We start from the raw sequence: 14964 nt of genomic DNA, 5'->3' as shown, positions 1-14964 counted from the left end.
CGTGTCGACTGGAAGACCATGAAGCTGCGCGACCTCCTAGGTCAGGATGTTCTAGGCAATGATGCCGCGATCGAGCCCGCCGTGGCGGCGCTCGAGGTCACAGGCGTTGCGCTCGACAGCCGCGCGGTCAGGCCCGGCGACCTCTTCTTCGCGCTGGCAGGCAGCAAGACCGACGGTACCCGCTTCATCGATGCCGCCATTGCCGCAGGCGCGGTAGCGGTCGTCGGCGAGCAGGTGCCAGCGGCCAGCAAGGTGCCGTTCATCGCGGTCGCCAATCCGCGCCGCGCGCTGGCGCTGGCCGCGGCAAGATTTTTCCCCTCGCAGCCGGCAACCATCGCCGCGGTGACCGGCACCAGCGGCAAGACGTCGGTCGCGGCCTTCACGCGCCAGATCTGGGAACGGCTCGGGCACGCCTCGGCCAGCATTGGAACCATTGGCCTGGTTTCGCCCAAGCGCACCGTCTATGGCTCGCTGACGACGCCGGATCCGATCGCGCTGCACCGGCAGCTCGATGAGATCGCTCGCGAAGGCGTCACGCATCTCGCCTTCGAGGCGTCCTCGCACGGGCTCGACCAGTACCGGCTCGACGGCGTGCGCGTCTCCGCCGGCGGCTTCACCAATCTGTCGCGCGATCACATGGATTACCATCCGACGGTCGCGCATTACCTCGGCGCGAAGCTCAGGCTGTTCCGCGAATTGGTCGCTCCAGGCGGTGCAGCCGTGATCTCCGCCGATCACGATTGCTCGGCCGAAGCGATCGAAGCGGCGAAGGCGCGCGGGCTGCGCGTGATGGCGGTCGGGCGCAACGGCGACGGGACAGGCGAGGGCATCCGTCTCACCGAAGCCGCGGTCGAAGGTTTCACGCAGAAGCTGACGGTCGAGCATCGCGGCAAACACTACGCCATCCGATTGCCACTGGTCGGCGAATTCCAGATCGAGAACGCGCTGGTGTCGGCCGGTCTTGCCATCGGAACCGGCAGCGATGCCGCAAAGGTGTTTGCGAGCCTCGAACATCTCGAAGGCGCCAAAGGGCGGCTCGAGCGCGTCGGCGAGCGCAACGGCGCGCCGATCTTCATCGATTATGCGCACAAGCCCGATGCGCTGGTGAAGGCGCTGCAGGCGCTGCGGCCTTATGCGAAGCGCAGGCTGGTCGTCGTGTTCGGCGCCGGCGGCGATCGCGATGTCGGCAAGCGGCCGATCATGGGCGAGATCGCGGCTGAGAATGCCGACGGCGTCATCATCACCGACGACAATCCGCGCAGCGAGAAGCCGGAAGCGATCCGCGCTGCGATCCTTGCCACCGCGAAGGGTGCCCGCGAGATCGGCGACCGTGCCGCGGCGATCCGCACCGCGATCGAGGAACTGCAAGACGGCGATGCGCTGCTGATCGCCGGCAAGGGTCACGAGACCGGGCAGATCGTCGGCAGCGAGGTGCTGCCCTTCAGTGATCACGAGGCGGTTGCCGCCGCACTAGCGTCGAGGATTGCATGAGCGCGCCAATTTGGACGGTTGCCGAGGTCGCGCGTGCGCTGGGCGTGGCCGGATCGTTCCCCGATACGCCGATCGACTTCGTCACCCAGGACAGCCGCCTGGTGAAACCGGGCAGCCTGTTCGTCGCGCTGAGCGGCACGCCGAGCGGCGGTTTCATCTCGGCCTTCGCCAGCGCGCGCGACGGCTGGGAATTCGCGGACAAGGCGGAAGCCGCGGGCGCGGCGGCGATGATCGTCCCGCACGAGATCGCGGGCATCCGCATTCCCCAGATCGTGGTGAAGGACACGCTGATCGACGGCCTCTGGGGCCTCGCGCGGGCCGCGCGCGCGCGCTTCAATGGCCCCGTGATCGGGCTCACCGGCAGCGCCGGCAAGACCAGCACCAAGGAGTTCCTGGCGGCCTATCCCGGCGCCTATGCCAGCCCCTCGAGCTTCAACAATTTCTGGGGCGTGCCGCTGACGCTGTGCAATGCAAAGCCAGACGCCAGCCTGTGGGTCGTCGAGATGGGCATGAACCAGACGGGCGAGATCGCGCGGCTCAGCGAATTGACGCGGCCGACCGTTGCGCTCGTCGTCAACGTCCAGCCGGTGCATCTGGAGAAGCTCGGCTCGCTCGAAGCCATCCGCCGCGAGAAGGTGTCGATCGCGCTCGGCCTGCCCGAGGACGGTGTGCTGGTTCTGCCCGCCGGGCTCAAGGCGTCGGAGTGGAAGGGCAAGGTGGTGCGGTTCGGCGAGCATGCCGAGGTGCACGAGGTCGCGCACGCGCCGCACGGCGAGAGCTGGCAGATCGTGGCCATGATCGGCAAGAAGGAGATCGCCTTCAGCCTGACGCCGGGCGCGCCGCACCGCGTGCAGAATGCGCTGGCCGCGCTCGCCTCGATCCGCGCCGCCAATCTCGATGCGGCGACGCTCGCGATCAAGCTCGACCGCGTCGGCATCATGACCGGCCGCGGCGTCGAGCAGGCGGTCGGCGGTATCACCGTGATCGACGACAGTTTCAACGGCAATCCGGCCAGCGTGGCGGCGGCGCTGCAGAGCCTGCAGGCGCGCCATATGAGCGGCGGACGCCGGATCGCGGTACTGGGCGACATGCTGGAACTGGGCGATGACGCACCAAGCTACCACACCGGTCTCGGCAAGCATCTCGACGGTATTGACGGCATCTACTGCGTCGGCCCCCTGATGCGTCATCTCTATGACGTGCTGCCGGCAGGCAAGGGCCTCGGCTGGCATGATGATCCCGCGACGCTGAAGGCCAGCGAGGTCGCGAACCTGCTGCAGGCAGGCGATGTCGTGGTTGTCAAGGGCAGCAAGAAGATGTTCTGGGTCAACAAGTTTGTGCCGGGCCTAGTGGCCGCCTTGCAGGCAAAGGCGTAAACTGCTTGGAAGGCGCTGTTCCCAATCCCGCCGTTTACGGCACCAAGCCGTCCGTTTTCCCAGAGGTCGCACGACCCCATGATGAAGCGAATGCGCGTAAGGCACGGTGAGGCCGAGGGCCAAGACCGCGTGCGAAAGGCGCCATAGGACCGTCTGAATGTTTTACTGGCTGATCGAGCTCTCCAATACATTTCCGAGCCTGGGTGCGTTTCGTACCCTCCTGAACGTTTTCCGCTACATCACCTTCCGCACCGGCGGTGCGGTCGTCACCGGCGCGCTGTTCGTGTTCCTGTTCGGGCCCTGGATCATCGATCATTTGCGCATCCGCCAGGGCAAGGGCCAGCCGATCCGCTCCGACGGCCCGCAATCGCATCTCAGCAAGAAGGGCACGCCCACCATGGGCGGGCTGATGATCCTGTCCGGCCTCACGGTCGGCACCGTGCTGTGGGCCAATCCGCTCAACCCGTATGTCTGGATCGTGCTCGCCGTGACGCTCGGCTTCGGTTTCGTCGGCTTCTATGACGATTACCTCAAGGTGACCAAGCAGACCACGACCGGGTTCGGCGGCAAGCTGCGCCTGCTGATCGAAGCGGCGATCGCGCTGGTCGCCTGCTACGCGCTGGTGCGCCTCAACCGCGATCCCGCCTCGACCGCGCTGACGATCCCCTTCCTGAAGGACACCGTGCTGCATTTCGGCTGGTTCTTCGTCATCTTCGGTGCCTTCGTCATCGTCGGCGCCGGCAATGCGGTGAACCTCACCGACGGCCTCGACGGCCTCGCCATCGTGCCCGTGATGATCGCGACCGCGAGCTTTGCGATGATCGCCTATCTCGCCGGCAACGCCGTGTTCGCCGATTATCTCCAGATCAAATATGTTGCAGGCACCGGCGAGCTCGCGGTGCTTTGCGGCGCGCTATTGGGCGCCGGCCTCGGCTTCCTCTGGTTCAACGCGCCGCCGGCCTCGATCTTCATGGGCGATACCGGCTCGCTCGCGCTCGGCGGCATGCTGGGTGCGATCGCGGTCGCGGTGAAGCACGAGATCGTGCTCGCGGTGATCGGCGGCCTGTTCGTGCTGGAGGCGGTCTCCGTCATCGTGCAGGTGGTGTCGTTCAAGCTCACCGGAAAGCGCATCTTCCGGATGGCCCCGATCCATCACCATTTCGAGCAGCTCGGCTGGACCGAGCCTCAGATCGTGATCCGCTTCTGGATCATCTCGGTGATGCTGGCGCTCGCCGGCCTCTCCACCCTGAAGCTGCGGTGATGATGGTCGCCGTGATTCAATCTTGCCGTCATTCCGGACGACGCGAAGCGGCGATCCGGAATCTCGAGATTTCGGGTTCGACGCTGGCGCGTCGCCCCGGAATGACAGAGGTGTGGTCATGATCCCCGTCACATCCTTCGCCGGCAAGACGGTCGCGGTGTTCGGCCTCGGCGGCTCGGGGCTCGCCTCCTGCCACGCGCTGAAGGCGGGCGGCGCCGAGGTGATCGCCGCCGACGACAATGCCGAGAACGTCGCCAAGGCCGCGCAGGCCGGTTTCATCACCGCCGACTTGCGCAATGTCTCCTGGGCGAATTTCGCTGCCCTCGTGCTCGCGCCCGGCGTGCCGCTGACGCATCCAGTGCCGCACTGGAGCGTCTTGAAGGCGCGCGAGGCCGGCGTCGAAGTGATCGGCGATATCGAGCTGTTCTGCCGCGAGCGGCGGCGTCATGCGCCGAATGCGCCGTTCGTCGCCATCACTGGCACCAACGGCAAGTCGACCACGACGGCGCTGATCGCGCATCTCACCAAGGTCGCCGGCTACGACACCCAGATGGGCGGCAATATCGGCACCGCGATCCTGTCGCTGGAGCCACCGCGCATGGGCCGCGTCCACGTCATCGAGATGTCGTCCTACCAGATCGACCTCACGCCCTCGCTCGATCCCTCCGTCGGCATTCTGCTCAATGTCAGCGAAGACCATATCGACCGTCACGGCACCATCGAGCATTACGCCGCGGTGAAGGAGCGTCTCGTTGCGGGCGTGCAGGCAGGCGGCACCTCGATCGTCGGTGTCGATGACGGCTATTGCCGCGACATCGCCGACCGGCTCGATCGTACCGGCAAGAATGTGGTGCGCATCTCCGTCAGGAATCCGCTGGCGAGCGGCATTTACTTCGAGCACGGCAACATCGTGCGCAGCTCGGGCGGCGCGCGTAGCGAGGTTGCAAAGCTCGGTGGCATCGGCTCGCTGCGCGGCCTGCACAATGCGCAGAACGCGGCCTGCGCCGCCGCCGCCGCGCTCGCGATGGGCATCAGCCTCGATGTGCTGCAGAACGGCCTGCGCAGCTTTCCCGGCCTTGCGCACCGCATGGAGCAGGTCGGCCGCCGCGGCAACGTGCTGTTCGTCAACGACTCCAAGGGCACCAACGCCGACGCCACCGCGCACGCGCTGTCGTCCTTTGGCGACATTTTCTGGATCGCCGGCGGCAAGCCCAAGGCGGGCGGCATTACCAGCCTGACCGGCTATTTCCCGCGCATCCGGAAAGCCTATCTGATCGGCGAAGCCGCGCAGGAGTTTTCGGGAACGTTGGGCTCGGTCGCGCACGAGATCAGCGGGACGCTCGACGTCGCCGTCGAGCACGCCGCGCGCGATGCGGAAGCGTCGGGGCTTGCGGATGCTGTGGTGCTGCTGTCACCGGCCTGCGCGTCCTTCGACCAGTACCGCAACTTCGAGATCCGCGGCGCAAAGTTCCGCGAGTTGGTGCAGGCGCTGCCGGGTGTGAAGCCGGTGGTGTGAGGATGTCGCGGCGACGCTGGATCTGGATCGGCGCTGCTGTGCTCGCCGTTCCGGTCGTTGCTGGCTTCCTGTTTGTCGTCCTCATTGACAGCGTCATGAGCGGCTTCGGCGCCTGCCGCGTCGTGCGCCAGCGCGCGTTCGCCTCGCCGAACGGCAGCCAGCTGGTCGTCGTGGTCTGGAAGTCGTGCGGAGCCACGGTGCCCGACAGCACGCAAGCCAGCATCCTGGCGCGCGGCCGGAATTTCTCGCCTGAGAGCACGCCGACCTTTGTCAGCGTGCGCGGGCATCTTGATGTCGTTGTCGCCTGGAGCAGCGAGCGGGCGGTCCGGATCGGATTCATCCCCGGTCCGGAGCAGGTCTACAAGCGCGACCAGCGCGCCGGGGATGTCGCGATCAGCTACGAGTAGGGCGCGGGGAGGATCGGTCGCGTGGCACTCCCTTGTCCCGGACGCGCTGCAGCGTGCAACGCTGCTGCGCAGAGCCGGGACCCAGAAGCCGCTATGGGCCCCGGCTCTGCAGCGCACCGCAAGAGCGCTGCGCTGCGTCCGGGGCACGAGACCGTGCACAACTTCATCCACTTCCTTAACCCTGCGGTAACCAACCTCGGCGACCAATGGACGGACCTCTGTCCGAAAGCGGCCGCCCATGCTCTCCCGTGAAGAACGCACCCCCTTTTCCGAATGGTGGTGGACCGTCGACAAGCCGCTAATGGGCGCCATCCTGGGCTTGATGCTGACCGGCGTGATCCTGTCGCTGGCGGCGAGCCCGCCGGTTGCGACCCGCATCGGGCTCGATCCGTTCCACTTCTTCAGCCGCCACGTGATGTTCCTCCTGCCGTCCTGCCTGGTGCTGCTCGGGGTGTCGTTCCTGTCGCCGCGCGCGATCCGCCGCTCGGCGCTGATCATCTTCGCGGCCAGCATCATCCTGATCGTGCTGACGCTCGCGATCGGCCCCGAGGTCAAGGGCTCGCGGCGCTGGATCACACTGCTCGGCGTCAACATCCAGGCCTCAGAAATCGCAAAGCCGTCCTTCGTCGTCATCGCCGCCTGGCTGTTCGCGGAATCCACCAAGCGGCCGGAAATGCCCGCGACCTCGATGGCGCTGGTGCTGCTGCTGATGCTGGTCTCGCTGCTGGTGATGGAGCCGGACTTCGGCCAGACCATGCTGATCCTGATGGTGTGGGGATCGCTGTTCTTCATCGCGGGCATGCGCATGATCTGGGTGTTCGGCCTTGCAGGGCTCGGCGCCGCCGGCCTGTTCAGCGCCTACCTGTTCGTCCCGCACGTGGCAGGCCGCATCAAGCGCTTCATGAATCCGGCGTCCGGCGACACCTTCCAGGTCGATACCGCCATGGAGGCCTTCTACAACGGCGGCTGGTTCGGACTGGGACCGGGCGAGGGCATTGCCAAACGCAGCCTGCCGGACAGCCATACCGACTTCGTGTTCGCGGTGGCGGCCGAAGAGTTCGGCATCATCCTGTGCCTGGCCATGCTGGCGCTGTTCGCCTTCGTGGTCATCCGCACGCTGTCGCGCGCCTATGCCAATGAGGACATGTTCTCGCGCTTCGCCGCCTCGGGTCTTGCGATCCTGTTCGGCGTGCAGGCCGCGATCAACATGTCGGTGAACCTGCAGCTGATCCCCGCCAAGGGCATGACGCTGCCGTTCATCTCCTACGGCGGTTCCTCGATCGTGTCGCTCGCCTATGGCGTCGGCATGATGCTGGCCCTGACGCGGCTGCGCCCGCGCACCGAGGTCGAGGCCAGCGGCCACGCCGAGGCGATGCGGAGCTACGCGTAGCTCTTCGTCATTGCGAGCGCAGCGAAGCAATCCAGAATCCCTCCGCGGAGACAGTCTGGATTGCTTCGCTGCGCTCGCAATGACGGCAAAGGCCTTGTAAAAGAGCAATTATGGACACCTCCCCCCTGATTCTTCTCGCCGCGGGCGGCACCGGCGGCCATCTGTTTCCGGCCGAGGCGCTCGGCGTCGAGTTGATCCGGCGCGGCTTTCGCGTCCGCCTTGTCACCGACGAGCGCGCGCTGCGCTATAGCGGACTGTTCACCAAGGACATGATAGACGTCGTCTCGAGCGAGACCGCGCGCGGACGAAATCCGTTGCAGCTTGCCTATGCCGGCCTCACGCTCGCGGCGGGGACGCTCTCCGCCTACCGCCTGATCAAGCGGCTCAAGCCCGTCGCGGTGATCGGCTTCGGCGGCTACCCGACGCTGCCGCCGCTGGTCGCGGCAAAATTCGCCGGCGTGCCCGGCATCATCCACGATGCCAATGCCGTGCTCGGCCGCGCCAACCGGTTTCTGTCGAGCCGCGTCAACGCCATCGCGACGTCGCTGCCCGGCGTGCTCGACCGCGATCCCGCGCTGGCGGGCAAGACCACGACCGTCGGTACGCCGATGCGTCCGGCGGTGCTCGCCGCGGCCGCCGTGCCTTATGCCGCGCCCGAGGTGAACGGTCCGCTGCGCCTGCTCGTCGTCGGCGGCAGCCAGGGCGCGCGCATCATGGCCGACATCGTGCCGGGCGCGATCGAGCGGCTCGAGCCTGCGCTGTGGAGCCGGCTCGTCCTCACCCAGCAGGTCCGCGACGAGGACATGAGCCGTGTCCGCGCGGTCTACGACAAGCTCAAGATCAAGTTCGAGCTCGCACCGTTCTTCACCGATTTGCCGGCGCGGCTCGCCGCCAATCATCTGGTGGTGTCGCGCTCCGGTGCCGGCACCGTCGCCGAGCTCGCCGCGATCGGGCGGCCCTCGATCCTCGTGCCGCTGCCCGGCGCGATCGACCAGGACCAGTTCGCCAATGCCGGCGTGCTGGCCAAGGTGGATGGTGCGATCCGCATCCCGCAGACCGAGTTCACCTCGGACCGGCTGGCGTCCGAGATCTCCGCCTTCGCCGCCGAGCCGGCGCGCCTCACCGCCATGGCCGCGGCCGCAAAGGGGGCAGGGCGGCTCGACGCCGCCGAGCGGCTGGCCGATCTGGTGGCCAAAGTCGCTGGAATCTGACGCGAAACCCCGAATTTCCTTAGTTTTACCGTGATGGCCGGGCTTGTCACACGAAGTCGGATTTATCCGACTTCGTGCTTTCAAAAGTGGCGGCACTCGGTATACCGAGTGCCTATGCATCCACGTCTTGCAAGAAAGACGCTAAGATTCGTGGATGCCCGGGACAAGCCCGGGCATGACGACTGAACGACGGGATAGAGCATGAGACTGCCGCGCGAGATCGGACCCATCCACTTCGTCGGGATCGGCGGGATCGGCATGAGCGGCATCGCCGAGGTGCTGGTCAATCTCGGCTATGCTGTGCAGGGCTCGGACGCCTCCGACAATTACAATCTCGATCGCCTGCGCAAGAAGGGCGCGAAGGTGTCGGTCGGCCACAAGGCCGAGAATGTCGATGGCGCCGAGGTCGTCGTCGTCTCCACCGCGATCAAGCGCGACAATCCGGAACTGATGGCGGCGCGCGAGCGCCGCATTCCCGTGGTGCGCCGCGCCGAGATGCTGGCCGAGCTGATGCGGCTGAAGAGCTGCGTCGCCATCGCCGGCACCCACGGCAAGACCACGACGACCACAATGGTCGCAACGCTGCTCGATGCCGGCGGGCTCGATCCGACCGTGATCAACGGCGGCATCATCAACGCCTATGGCTCCAACGCGCGTCTCGGCGCCGGCGACTGGATGGTGGTCGAGGCCGACGAGAGCGACGGCACCTTCCTGAAGCTGCCGACCGATGTCGCGATCGTCACCAATGTCGACCCGGAGCATCTCGATCACTTCAAGACCTTCGACGCGGTGCAGGATGCGTTCCGCCACTTCGTCGAGAACCTGCCGTTCTACGGCTTTGCCGTGATGTGCATCGATCATCCCGTGGTGCAGACTCTGGTCGGCAAGATCGAGGATCGCCGCATCATCACCTATGGCGAGAATCCGCAGGCCGACGTGCGGTTCGTCGATCTCACACCCATGGGCGGCGGCTCCAAATTCAAGGTCGCGTTCCGCGATCGCAAGACCGGGGCCGTGCACGAGATCCCGGATTTGATGCTGCCGATGCCGGGCCGCCACAACGCCTCCAATGCGACGGCCGCGATCGCCGTTGCGCGCGAGCTCGGCGTATCGGACGAGGCGATCCGCAAGGCGATCGCCGGTTTCGGCGGCGTCAAGCGCCGCTTCACCAAGACAGGCGAATGGAACGGCGTGACCGTGATCGACGATTACGGCCATCACCCCGTCGAGATCGCGGCGGTGCTGAAGGCAGCGCGGGAATCCACCAACGGCAAGATCATCGCCGTGGTGCAGCCGCATCGCTACACCCGCCTGCAATCGCTGTTCGAGGAATTCTGCACCTGCTTCAACGATGCCGATGCTGTCGTTGTCGCCGACGTCTATGCCGCCGGCGAAGCGCCGATCGACGGCATCGACCGCGATCATTTCGTCGCCGGTCTGCGCGCGCATGGGCATCGCGAGGTGGTGCCGCTGCCGGCGGCGCCTGAGCTGGCAGGGATCGTCAAGGGGCTCGCAAAGTCCGGCGATCTCGTCGTGTGCCTTGGCGCCGGCAACATCACGCAATGGGCGTATGCGCTGCCGGACCAGTTGAAGGCGCTGGGGTAGGGCGGTGAGCTTTCCCGACATCACGCCTGATCTCAAAGCCGCGATGCCGCAACTTCGCGGCCGGCTGCTCGCCAACCAGTCGTTGGCCGAGCTGACCTGGTTTCGCGTCGGCGGTCCGGCGCAGGTGCTGTTCACGCCGGCGGATGAGGACGATCTCGCCTATTTCCTTGCGCATCTCGCGTCCGACATTCCCGTCTATGTCGTCGGCGTCGGCTCCAATCTGATCGTGCGCGACGGCGGCATTGCCGGCGTGGTGATCCGCCTTGCGCCGCGCGCCTTTGGCGAAGCGAATGCGAACGGCGACATAGTCACCGCGGGCGCTGCCGCGCTCGACAAGCGCGTGGCGGAAGTTGCGGCTGCCGCCAATGTCGGCGGGCTCGAATTCTACTTCGGCATCCCCGGCACCATCGGCGGCGCGCTGCGCATGAATGCGGGTGCCAATGGCGGTGAGACCAAGGACGTGCTGATCGAGGCGCGCGGTGTGGCGCGCGACGGCACCAGGCACGTCTTCTCCAACGCCGACATGAAGTTCGTTTATCGCAACAGCGGCGTCGATCCCTCCATCATCTTCACCTCCGCGCGCTTTCGCGGCGAGGTCAAAGATGCCGAGACGATCCGCGCGCGTATGGCGGAGGTGCAGAGCCATCGTGAGACCGCGCAGCCGATCCGCGAGAAGACCGGCGGCTCGACCTTCAAGAATCCGCCGGGACATTCAGCCTGGAAGCTGGTGGATGCCGCGGGCTGTCGCGGCCTGCGCGTCGGCGGTGCGCAGGTCTCGGAGATGCACTGCAATTTCCTGATCAACACCGGGGACGCCACCGCGCACGACATCGAGGCGCTGGGCGAGACGGTGCGTGAGCGCGTCAAGGCGAATTCCGGAATCGAGCTGCACTGGGAAATCAAGCGGATCGGGGTTTCCGCGTGAGTGTCATTCCGGGGGCGCGAAGCGCAACCCGGAATCTCGAGATTCCGGGTTCGATGCTACGCATCGCCCCGGAATGACGAACAAGATTGCGGGCTATGAACATGCGCATCACCATCCTCTTCGGCGGCTCCAACAGGGAGCGTCTGGTTTCGGTCGCCTCGGCGCAGGCGCTGCATCAGGCGCTGCCCGAGGCCGATCTCTGGTGGTGGGACGTCGAGGACAAGGTGCATGTGGTGCAGTCGAGGCAGCTGCTCGAGCATGCCCGGCCCTTCGAGGACGAGTTCAAGCCGGGCACATCAGGCATCCCGCTCGAAGCGGCGCTCGACCAGGCCAGGGCGGAAGGCCGCGTGCTGGTGCTCGGCCTGCATGGCGGGCGCGCCGAGAACGGCGAATTGCAGGTGATGTGCGAGGCGCGCGGCGTGCCGTTCACCGGATCGGGCTCGGCGTCCTCGCATCTCGCCTTCGACAAGATCGCGGCCAAGCACTTTGCCGCACTCGGCGGCGTGACGCCGCCGGCGAACGTCGCGCTCGACAACATCGAGGAGGCCTTCGCCGAATATGGCAGGCTGATCGCAAAGCCGGCGCGGGACGGGTCGAGCTACGGCCTGATCTTCGTCAACGCCAAGCAGGATCTCGTCGCCGTCCGCAACGCGGCCAGGCACGAGGACTATGTGATCGAGCCCTACATCGCCGGCGTCGAGGCGACCTGCGGCGTGCTGGAGCGTACCGACGGATCGATCATCGCGTTGCCGCCGATCGAGATCATTCCGGGCGAAGGCAGTTTCGATTACGCCGCAAAATATCTCCTGAAGTCGACCCAGGAGATCTGCCCCGGACGGTTTTCGCCGGAGATCATGGCCGCGCTGAAGGAGCAGGCGATGCTGGCGCACCGGGCGATGTCCTGCACCGGCTATTCGCGCTCCGACTTCATCGTCTCGGACAAGGGTCTCGTCTACCTCGAAACCAACACGTTGCCCGGGCTGACCAAGTCCTCGCTCTACCCCAAGGCGCTGAAAGCCGAGGGCATCGCGTTCGTCGAGTTCCTGAGCGGGCTGGTCGAGCTCGCCGGGCGGGGCGTGCGGAAATGATTAGGACTGGTTAACGGCCAGGCGGGCGAAATGGCCCGGTTTGGAGCCCAAATCCGGTAAAATGCCGGAGATCGCGGCATAAATGCCTCACATGGCTGGGCAAAAAGCATTCCGCGTTAACGAATTTTACCTTTTGTTTACCAGGACATCCGAAGGTTAACGCTGGCGGCGCATATGGCGCTTTGGCTGCCGGCGCGTGAGCTGTTGTGGATGATGTCACCTCCAGCGAACGCAATGATGGGAGAGGCTTCGTTCTGCTGATCCGGCCCGGCACGTCCGAGACGTCATGTTCGCCAGGACCCGCGCGATGTCGCGGGCAAACTGTTGACGAGCTCGTGCAATGGATGGTGCAGGAAGCCTCACCCGGTCGTTTTTGAGATCGCTGAGGCCCCAAGCTGATCTGAAGGCGGCCGCTATCGGAGCGGTCGTGCTTCTGCGCGAGTGGGTGCAGGACAAGCGCGAGGAGAAGCGCGCCGCCGCCAGGATCAAGGCCAAGGCCGTGGTCGAGCGCGAACCGCCGCCGCGCGTGGTCGCTCTGGTCGAGCGCTATGCGCCGCGCCGGGTCGGGATCACCATGACCGTGCTGCTGCTGATCGGCAGCTGCGGCTTCGGCATCGTCAAGGGCGGCCATCTCCAGGATTTCATCACGGCGGTCAGCGATGCCCGCAATGCCATGGCCAATTCCGCCGGCTTCCGCATCACCTCCGTGGTGATCAACGGCCGCAAGCAGCTCACCCAGGACGAGATCCTTGCCATCGGCGGCGTCAGCGGCCGCTCCTCGCTGCTGTTCCTCGATGCCGACGTCGTGCGCGAGAAGCTCAAGGCCAATCCCTGGATTGCCGACGCGACCGTGCTGAAGCTCTATCCGGGCCGGCTGATGATCGACATCACCGAGCGCCAGGCCTTCGCGCTGTGGCAGGAGGCCGGCCGGCTCTCCGTCATCGCCGACGACGGCGCCGTGCTCGAACCCTACGTCTCGCGCCGCTTCCTGTCGCTGCCGCTCGTCGTCGGCAAGGGGGCCGACACCCAGGCCCGCGATTTCCTGGCGCTGCTGGCGCGCTATCCGCAGGTCAACTCGATCACCAAGGCTGCCATCTATGTCGGCGAGCGGCGCTGGAACCTGAGGCTGAAGGACGGTCTCGACATCCGCCTGCCCGAGCAGGACGTCGGCAACGCGCTCGCGATGCTGACCAAGCTCGACAAGGAGGACAGGCTGTTCTCCCGCGACATCGTCGCCGTCGACATGCGCCTGCCGGATCGTCTGGTGGTGCAGCTTTCCGACGACGCCGCCAAGGCGCGCGAGGAGCTGTTCAAGGACAAGAAGAAAAAGAAGGCCGGGGACGCCGCATGACCGGTCTTGATCGCACCCAGACCCCGAAGACGCGCCAGATGCCGCACAAGCGTGGCGGCCTGGTCGCCTGCCTCGACATCGGTACCAGCAAGATCGCCTGCATGATCGCGCGGCTGAAGCCGTCAGCGCCGAGCGAAGCCTTGCGCGGCCGCACCCATGCGGTGGAATTGATCGGCTACAGCCAGATCCAGTCGCGCGGCATGAAGGCCGGCGCGGTGGTCGATCTCGGCGAATGCGAGCAGGCGGTCCGCCAGGCCGTCGGGCTTGCTGAGAAGATGGCCAAGGTGCGGGTCGAGTCCGTGTTGTTGTCGGTCTCCGGCGGCCGGCTCTCCGGCGCGCTGGTCGAAGCCGCCGCCGACATCCGCGGTGGCGCCGTGACGCCGGCCGATGTCAGCCGCGTCACCTCCACCGGCATGCGCCATGCCACCGGCGAAGGCCGCACCGTGCTTCACGCTCTGCCCGTCGGCTACACGCTCGACGGCGTCAAGGGCATCCGCGATCCCCGCGGCATGGTCGCGCATCAGTTCGGCGTCGACATGAACGTCGTCACCTGCGACGCCACGGTGGCACGGAACCTGATGCTGGCGGTCGAGCGCTGCCACATCAATGTCGAAGCCATGGCGGCGAGCCCTTATGTCGCCGGCCTGTCGGTGCTGACCGACGACGAGGCCGATCTCGGTGCCGCCGTCGTCGAGATGGGCGCCGGCACCACGACGATCGCGGTCTATTCCGGCGGCCGCTTCGTGCACGCGGCGGGTTTTGCGGTCGGCGGGCAACACATCACGATGGATCTTGCGCGCGGACTCTCCGCGACCATTGCCGATGCCGAGCGAATCAAGACGTTATACGGCACCGTCATCACCGGCGGATCGGACTCGCGCGAGCTGATGTCCGTGCCGACAGCCGGTGACGAGCAGGATCTGCCGCAGATCGTCTCCCGCGCTACCATCGCCAACATCGTCAAGCACCGTGCCGAGGAAATCTTCGAAATGGTCCGGGACCGGCTGAAGGATTCGCCCTTCGCGTCAGAGCCCAACGGCCGCGTCGTGCTCTCGGGCGGCGCATCGCAACTGACCGGTCTCGTCGAGCTCGGCACCCAGATTCTCGGCCGGCCCGTGCGGGTCGGACGTCCCCTCGGCTTCGGCCGGCTGCCCAACGAGGCGAAGAACGCCGCGTTTGCGGTGCCGTCCGGACTCCTCGTCTACCCGCAATATGTTCACCAGGAACATGTCGAACCGCGGCATACGCGGCAGCAGGTCAGGACAGGGACCGGCGGTTATTTCGGAAAGGTTGGACGATGGCTACGCGAGGGCTTTTGATGACTCCTTTCCGCAATCTCCCAT

12 protein-coding genes are annotated in these 14964 nt (G+C 66.2%); all 12 read left to right on the top strand.

Going from position 1 to position 14964, the window contains the following annotated elements:
• Nucleotides 1-18 precede the first annotated feature (18 nt).
• Nucleotides 19-1491: a UDP-N-acetylmuramoyl-L-alanyl-D-glutamate--2,6-diaminopimelate ligase gene (locus JQ617_RS12465; RefSeq protein WP_212026547.1), complete on the top strand. Its 1473-nt coding sequence runs from the start codon at nucleotides 19-21 to the stop codon at nucleotides 1489-1491.
• Complete coding sequence (locus tag JQ617_RS12460; RefSeq protein WP_212026546.1) at nucleotides 1488-2867, top strand: UDP-N-acetylmuramoyl-tripeptide--D-alanyl-D-alanine ligase; 1380 nt, start codon at nucleotides 1488-1490, stop codon at nucleotides 2865-2867. The genes JQ617_RS12465 and JQ617_RS12460 overlap by 4 nt, the downstream gene beginning before the upstream one ends.
• A 157-nt stretch (nucleotides 2868-3024) precedes the next feature.
• Nucleotides 3025-4128: a phospho-N-acetylmuramoyl-pentapeptide-transferase gene (gene mraY / locus JQ617_RS12455; RefSeq protein ID WP_063689338.1), complete on the top strand. Its 1104-nt coding sequence runs from the start codon at nucleotides 3025-3027 to the stop codon at nucleotides 4126-4128.
• A 118-nt stretch (nucleotides 4129-4246) separates the two neighbouring features.
• A complete protein-coding gene (gene murD, locus JQ617_RS12450) occupies nucleotides 4247-5644 on the top strand; it encodes a UDP-N-acetylmuramoyl-L-alanine--D-glutamate ligase (protein ID WP_212026545.1) in 1398 nt (465 codons plus the stop codon).
• 2 nt (nucleotides 5645-5646) lie between these two features.
• Entirely contained in the window at nucleotides 5647-6051 is a 405-nt protein-coding gene (locus JQ617_RS12445; RefSeq protein ID WP_212026544.1) for a hypothetical protein, read from the top strand.
• Between the two features lie 238 nt (nucleotides 6052-6289).
• Nucleotides 6290-7441 carry a putative lipid II flippase FtsW gene (ftsW, locus tag JQ617_RS12440; protein WP_063689327.1) on the top strand — a complete coding sequence of 384 codons (1152 nt, stop codon included), beginning with the start codon at nucleotides 6290-6292 and terminating at the stop codon, nucleotides 7439-7441.
• Between the two features lie 110 nt (nucleotides 7442-7551).
• Nucleotides 7552-8652 (top strand): undecaprenyldiphospho-muramoylpentapeptide beta-N-acetylglucosaminyltransferase, encoded by a 1101-nt coding sequence (gene murG, locus JQ617_RS12435; RefSeq protein ID WP_249156966.1) that lies wholly within the window; start codon nucleotides 7552-7554, stop codon nucleotides 8650-8652.
• Between the two features lie 201 nt (nucleotides 8653-8853).
• Nucleotides 8854-10257 carry a UDP-N-acetylmuramate--L-alanine ligase gene (gene murC / locus JQ617_RS12430; RefSeq protein WP_212026543.1) on the top strand — a complete coding sequence of 468 codons (1404 nt, stop codon included), beginning with the start codon at nucleotides 8854-8856 and terminating at the stop codon, nucleotides 10255-10257.
• Nucleotides 10258-10261: 4 nt separating this feature from the next.
• Nucleotides 10262-11182 (top strand): UDP-N-acetylmuramate dehydrogenase, encoded by a 921-nt coding sequence (gene murB / locus JQ617_RS12425; RefSeq protein ID WP_212026542.1) that lies wholly within the window; start codon nucleotides 10262-10264, stop codon nucleotides 11180-11182.
• Between the two features lie 101 nt (nucleotides 11183-11283).
• On the top strand, nucleotides 11284-12270 hold the full coding sequence (locus tag JQ617_RS12420) for a D-alanine--D-alanine ligase family protein (RefSeq protein ID WP_212026819.1): 987 nt from the start codon (nucleotides 11284-11286) through the stop codon (nucleotides 12268-12270).
• 340 nt (nucleotides 12271-12610) lie between these two features.
• The gene (locus tag JQ617_RS12415; RefSeq protein WP_212026541.1) at nucleotides 12611-13621 is read left to right on the top strand and encodes a cell division protein FtsQ/DivIB; all 1011 of its coding nucleotides are present in this window, start codon (nucleotides 12611-12613) and stop codon (nucleotides 13619-13621) included.
• The gene (ftsA, locus tag JQ617_RS12410) at nucleotides 13618-14940 is read left to right on the top strand and encodes a cell division protein FtsA (RefSeq protein ID WP_063689315.1); all 1323 of its coding nucleotides are present in this window, start codon (nucleotides 13618-13620) and stop codon (nucleotides 14938-14940) included. The genes JQ617_RS12415 and ftsA overlap by 4 nt, the downstream gene beginning before the upstream one ends.
• Nucleotides 14941-14964: the final 24 nt, after the last annotated feature.

The sequence above is a fragment of the Bradyrhizobium sp. KB893862 SZCCT0404 genome, from assembly GCF_018130885.1.
Classification (GTDB): Bacteria; Pseudomonadota; Alphaproteobacteria; order Rhizobiales; family Xanthobacteraceae; genus Bradyrhizobium; species Bradyrhizobium stylosanthis.
The sequence above is the reverse complement of the archived record's forward strand: the minus strand, read 5'-3'. Positions and strand labels throughout refer to the sequence as shown.

Excerpts from the sequence above, each read along its gene's own strand:
- JQ617_RS12415 (WP_212026541.1), top strand. The coding sequence starts at position 12,611 with ATGGATGGTGCAGGAAGCCTCACCCGGTCGTTTTTGAGATCGCTGAGG.
- JQ617_RS12445 (WP_212026544.1), top strand. The coding sequence starts at position 5,647 with ATGTCGCGGCGACGCTGGATCTGGATCGGCGCTGCTGTGCTCGCCGTT.
- JQ617_RS12465 (WP_212026547.1), top strand. The coding sequence starts at position 19 with ATGAAGCTGCGCGACCTCCTAGGTCAGGATGTTCTAGGCAATGATGCC.
- ftsA (WP_063689315.1), top strand. The coding sequence starts at position 13,618 with ATGACCGGTCTTGATCGCACCCAGACCCCGAAGACGCGCCAGATGCCG.
- JQ617_RS12420 (WP_212026819.1), top strand. The coding sequence starts at position 11,284 with ATGCGCATCACCATCCTCTTCGGCGGCTCCAACAGGGAGCGTCTGGTT.
- JQ617_RS12460 (WP_212026546.1), top strand. The coding sequence starts at position 1,488 with ATGAGCGCGCCAATTTGGACGGTTGCCGAGGTCGCGCGTGCGCTGGGC.
- murG (WP_249156966.1), top strand. The coding sequence starts at position 7,552 with ATGGACACCTCCCCCCTGATTCTTCTCGCCGCGGGCGGCACCGGCGGC.
- ftsW (WP_063689327.1), top strand. The coding sequence starts at position 6,290 with ATGCTCTCCCGTGAAGAACGCACCCCCTTTTCCGAATGGTGGTGGACC.
- murD (WP_212026545.1), top strand. The coding sequence starts at position 4,247 with ATGATCCCCGTCACATCCTTCGCCGGCAAGACGGTCGCGGTGTTCGGC.
- murC (WP_212026543.1), top strand. The coding sequence starts at position 8,854 with ATGAGACTGCCGCGCGAGATCGGACCCATCCACTTCGTCGGGATCGGC.
- mraY (WP_063689338.1), top strand. The coding sequence starts at position 3,025 with ATGTTTTACTGGCTGATCGAGCTCTCCAATACATTTCCGAGCCTGGGT.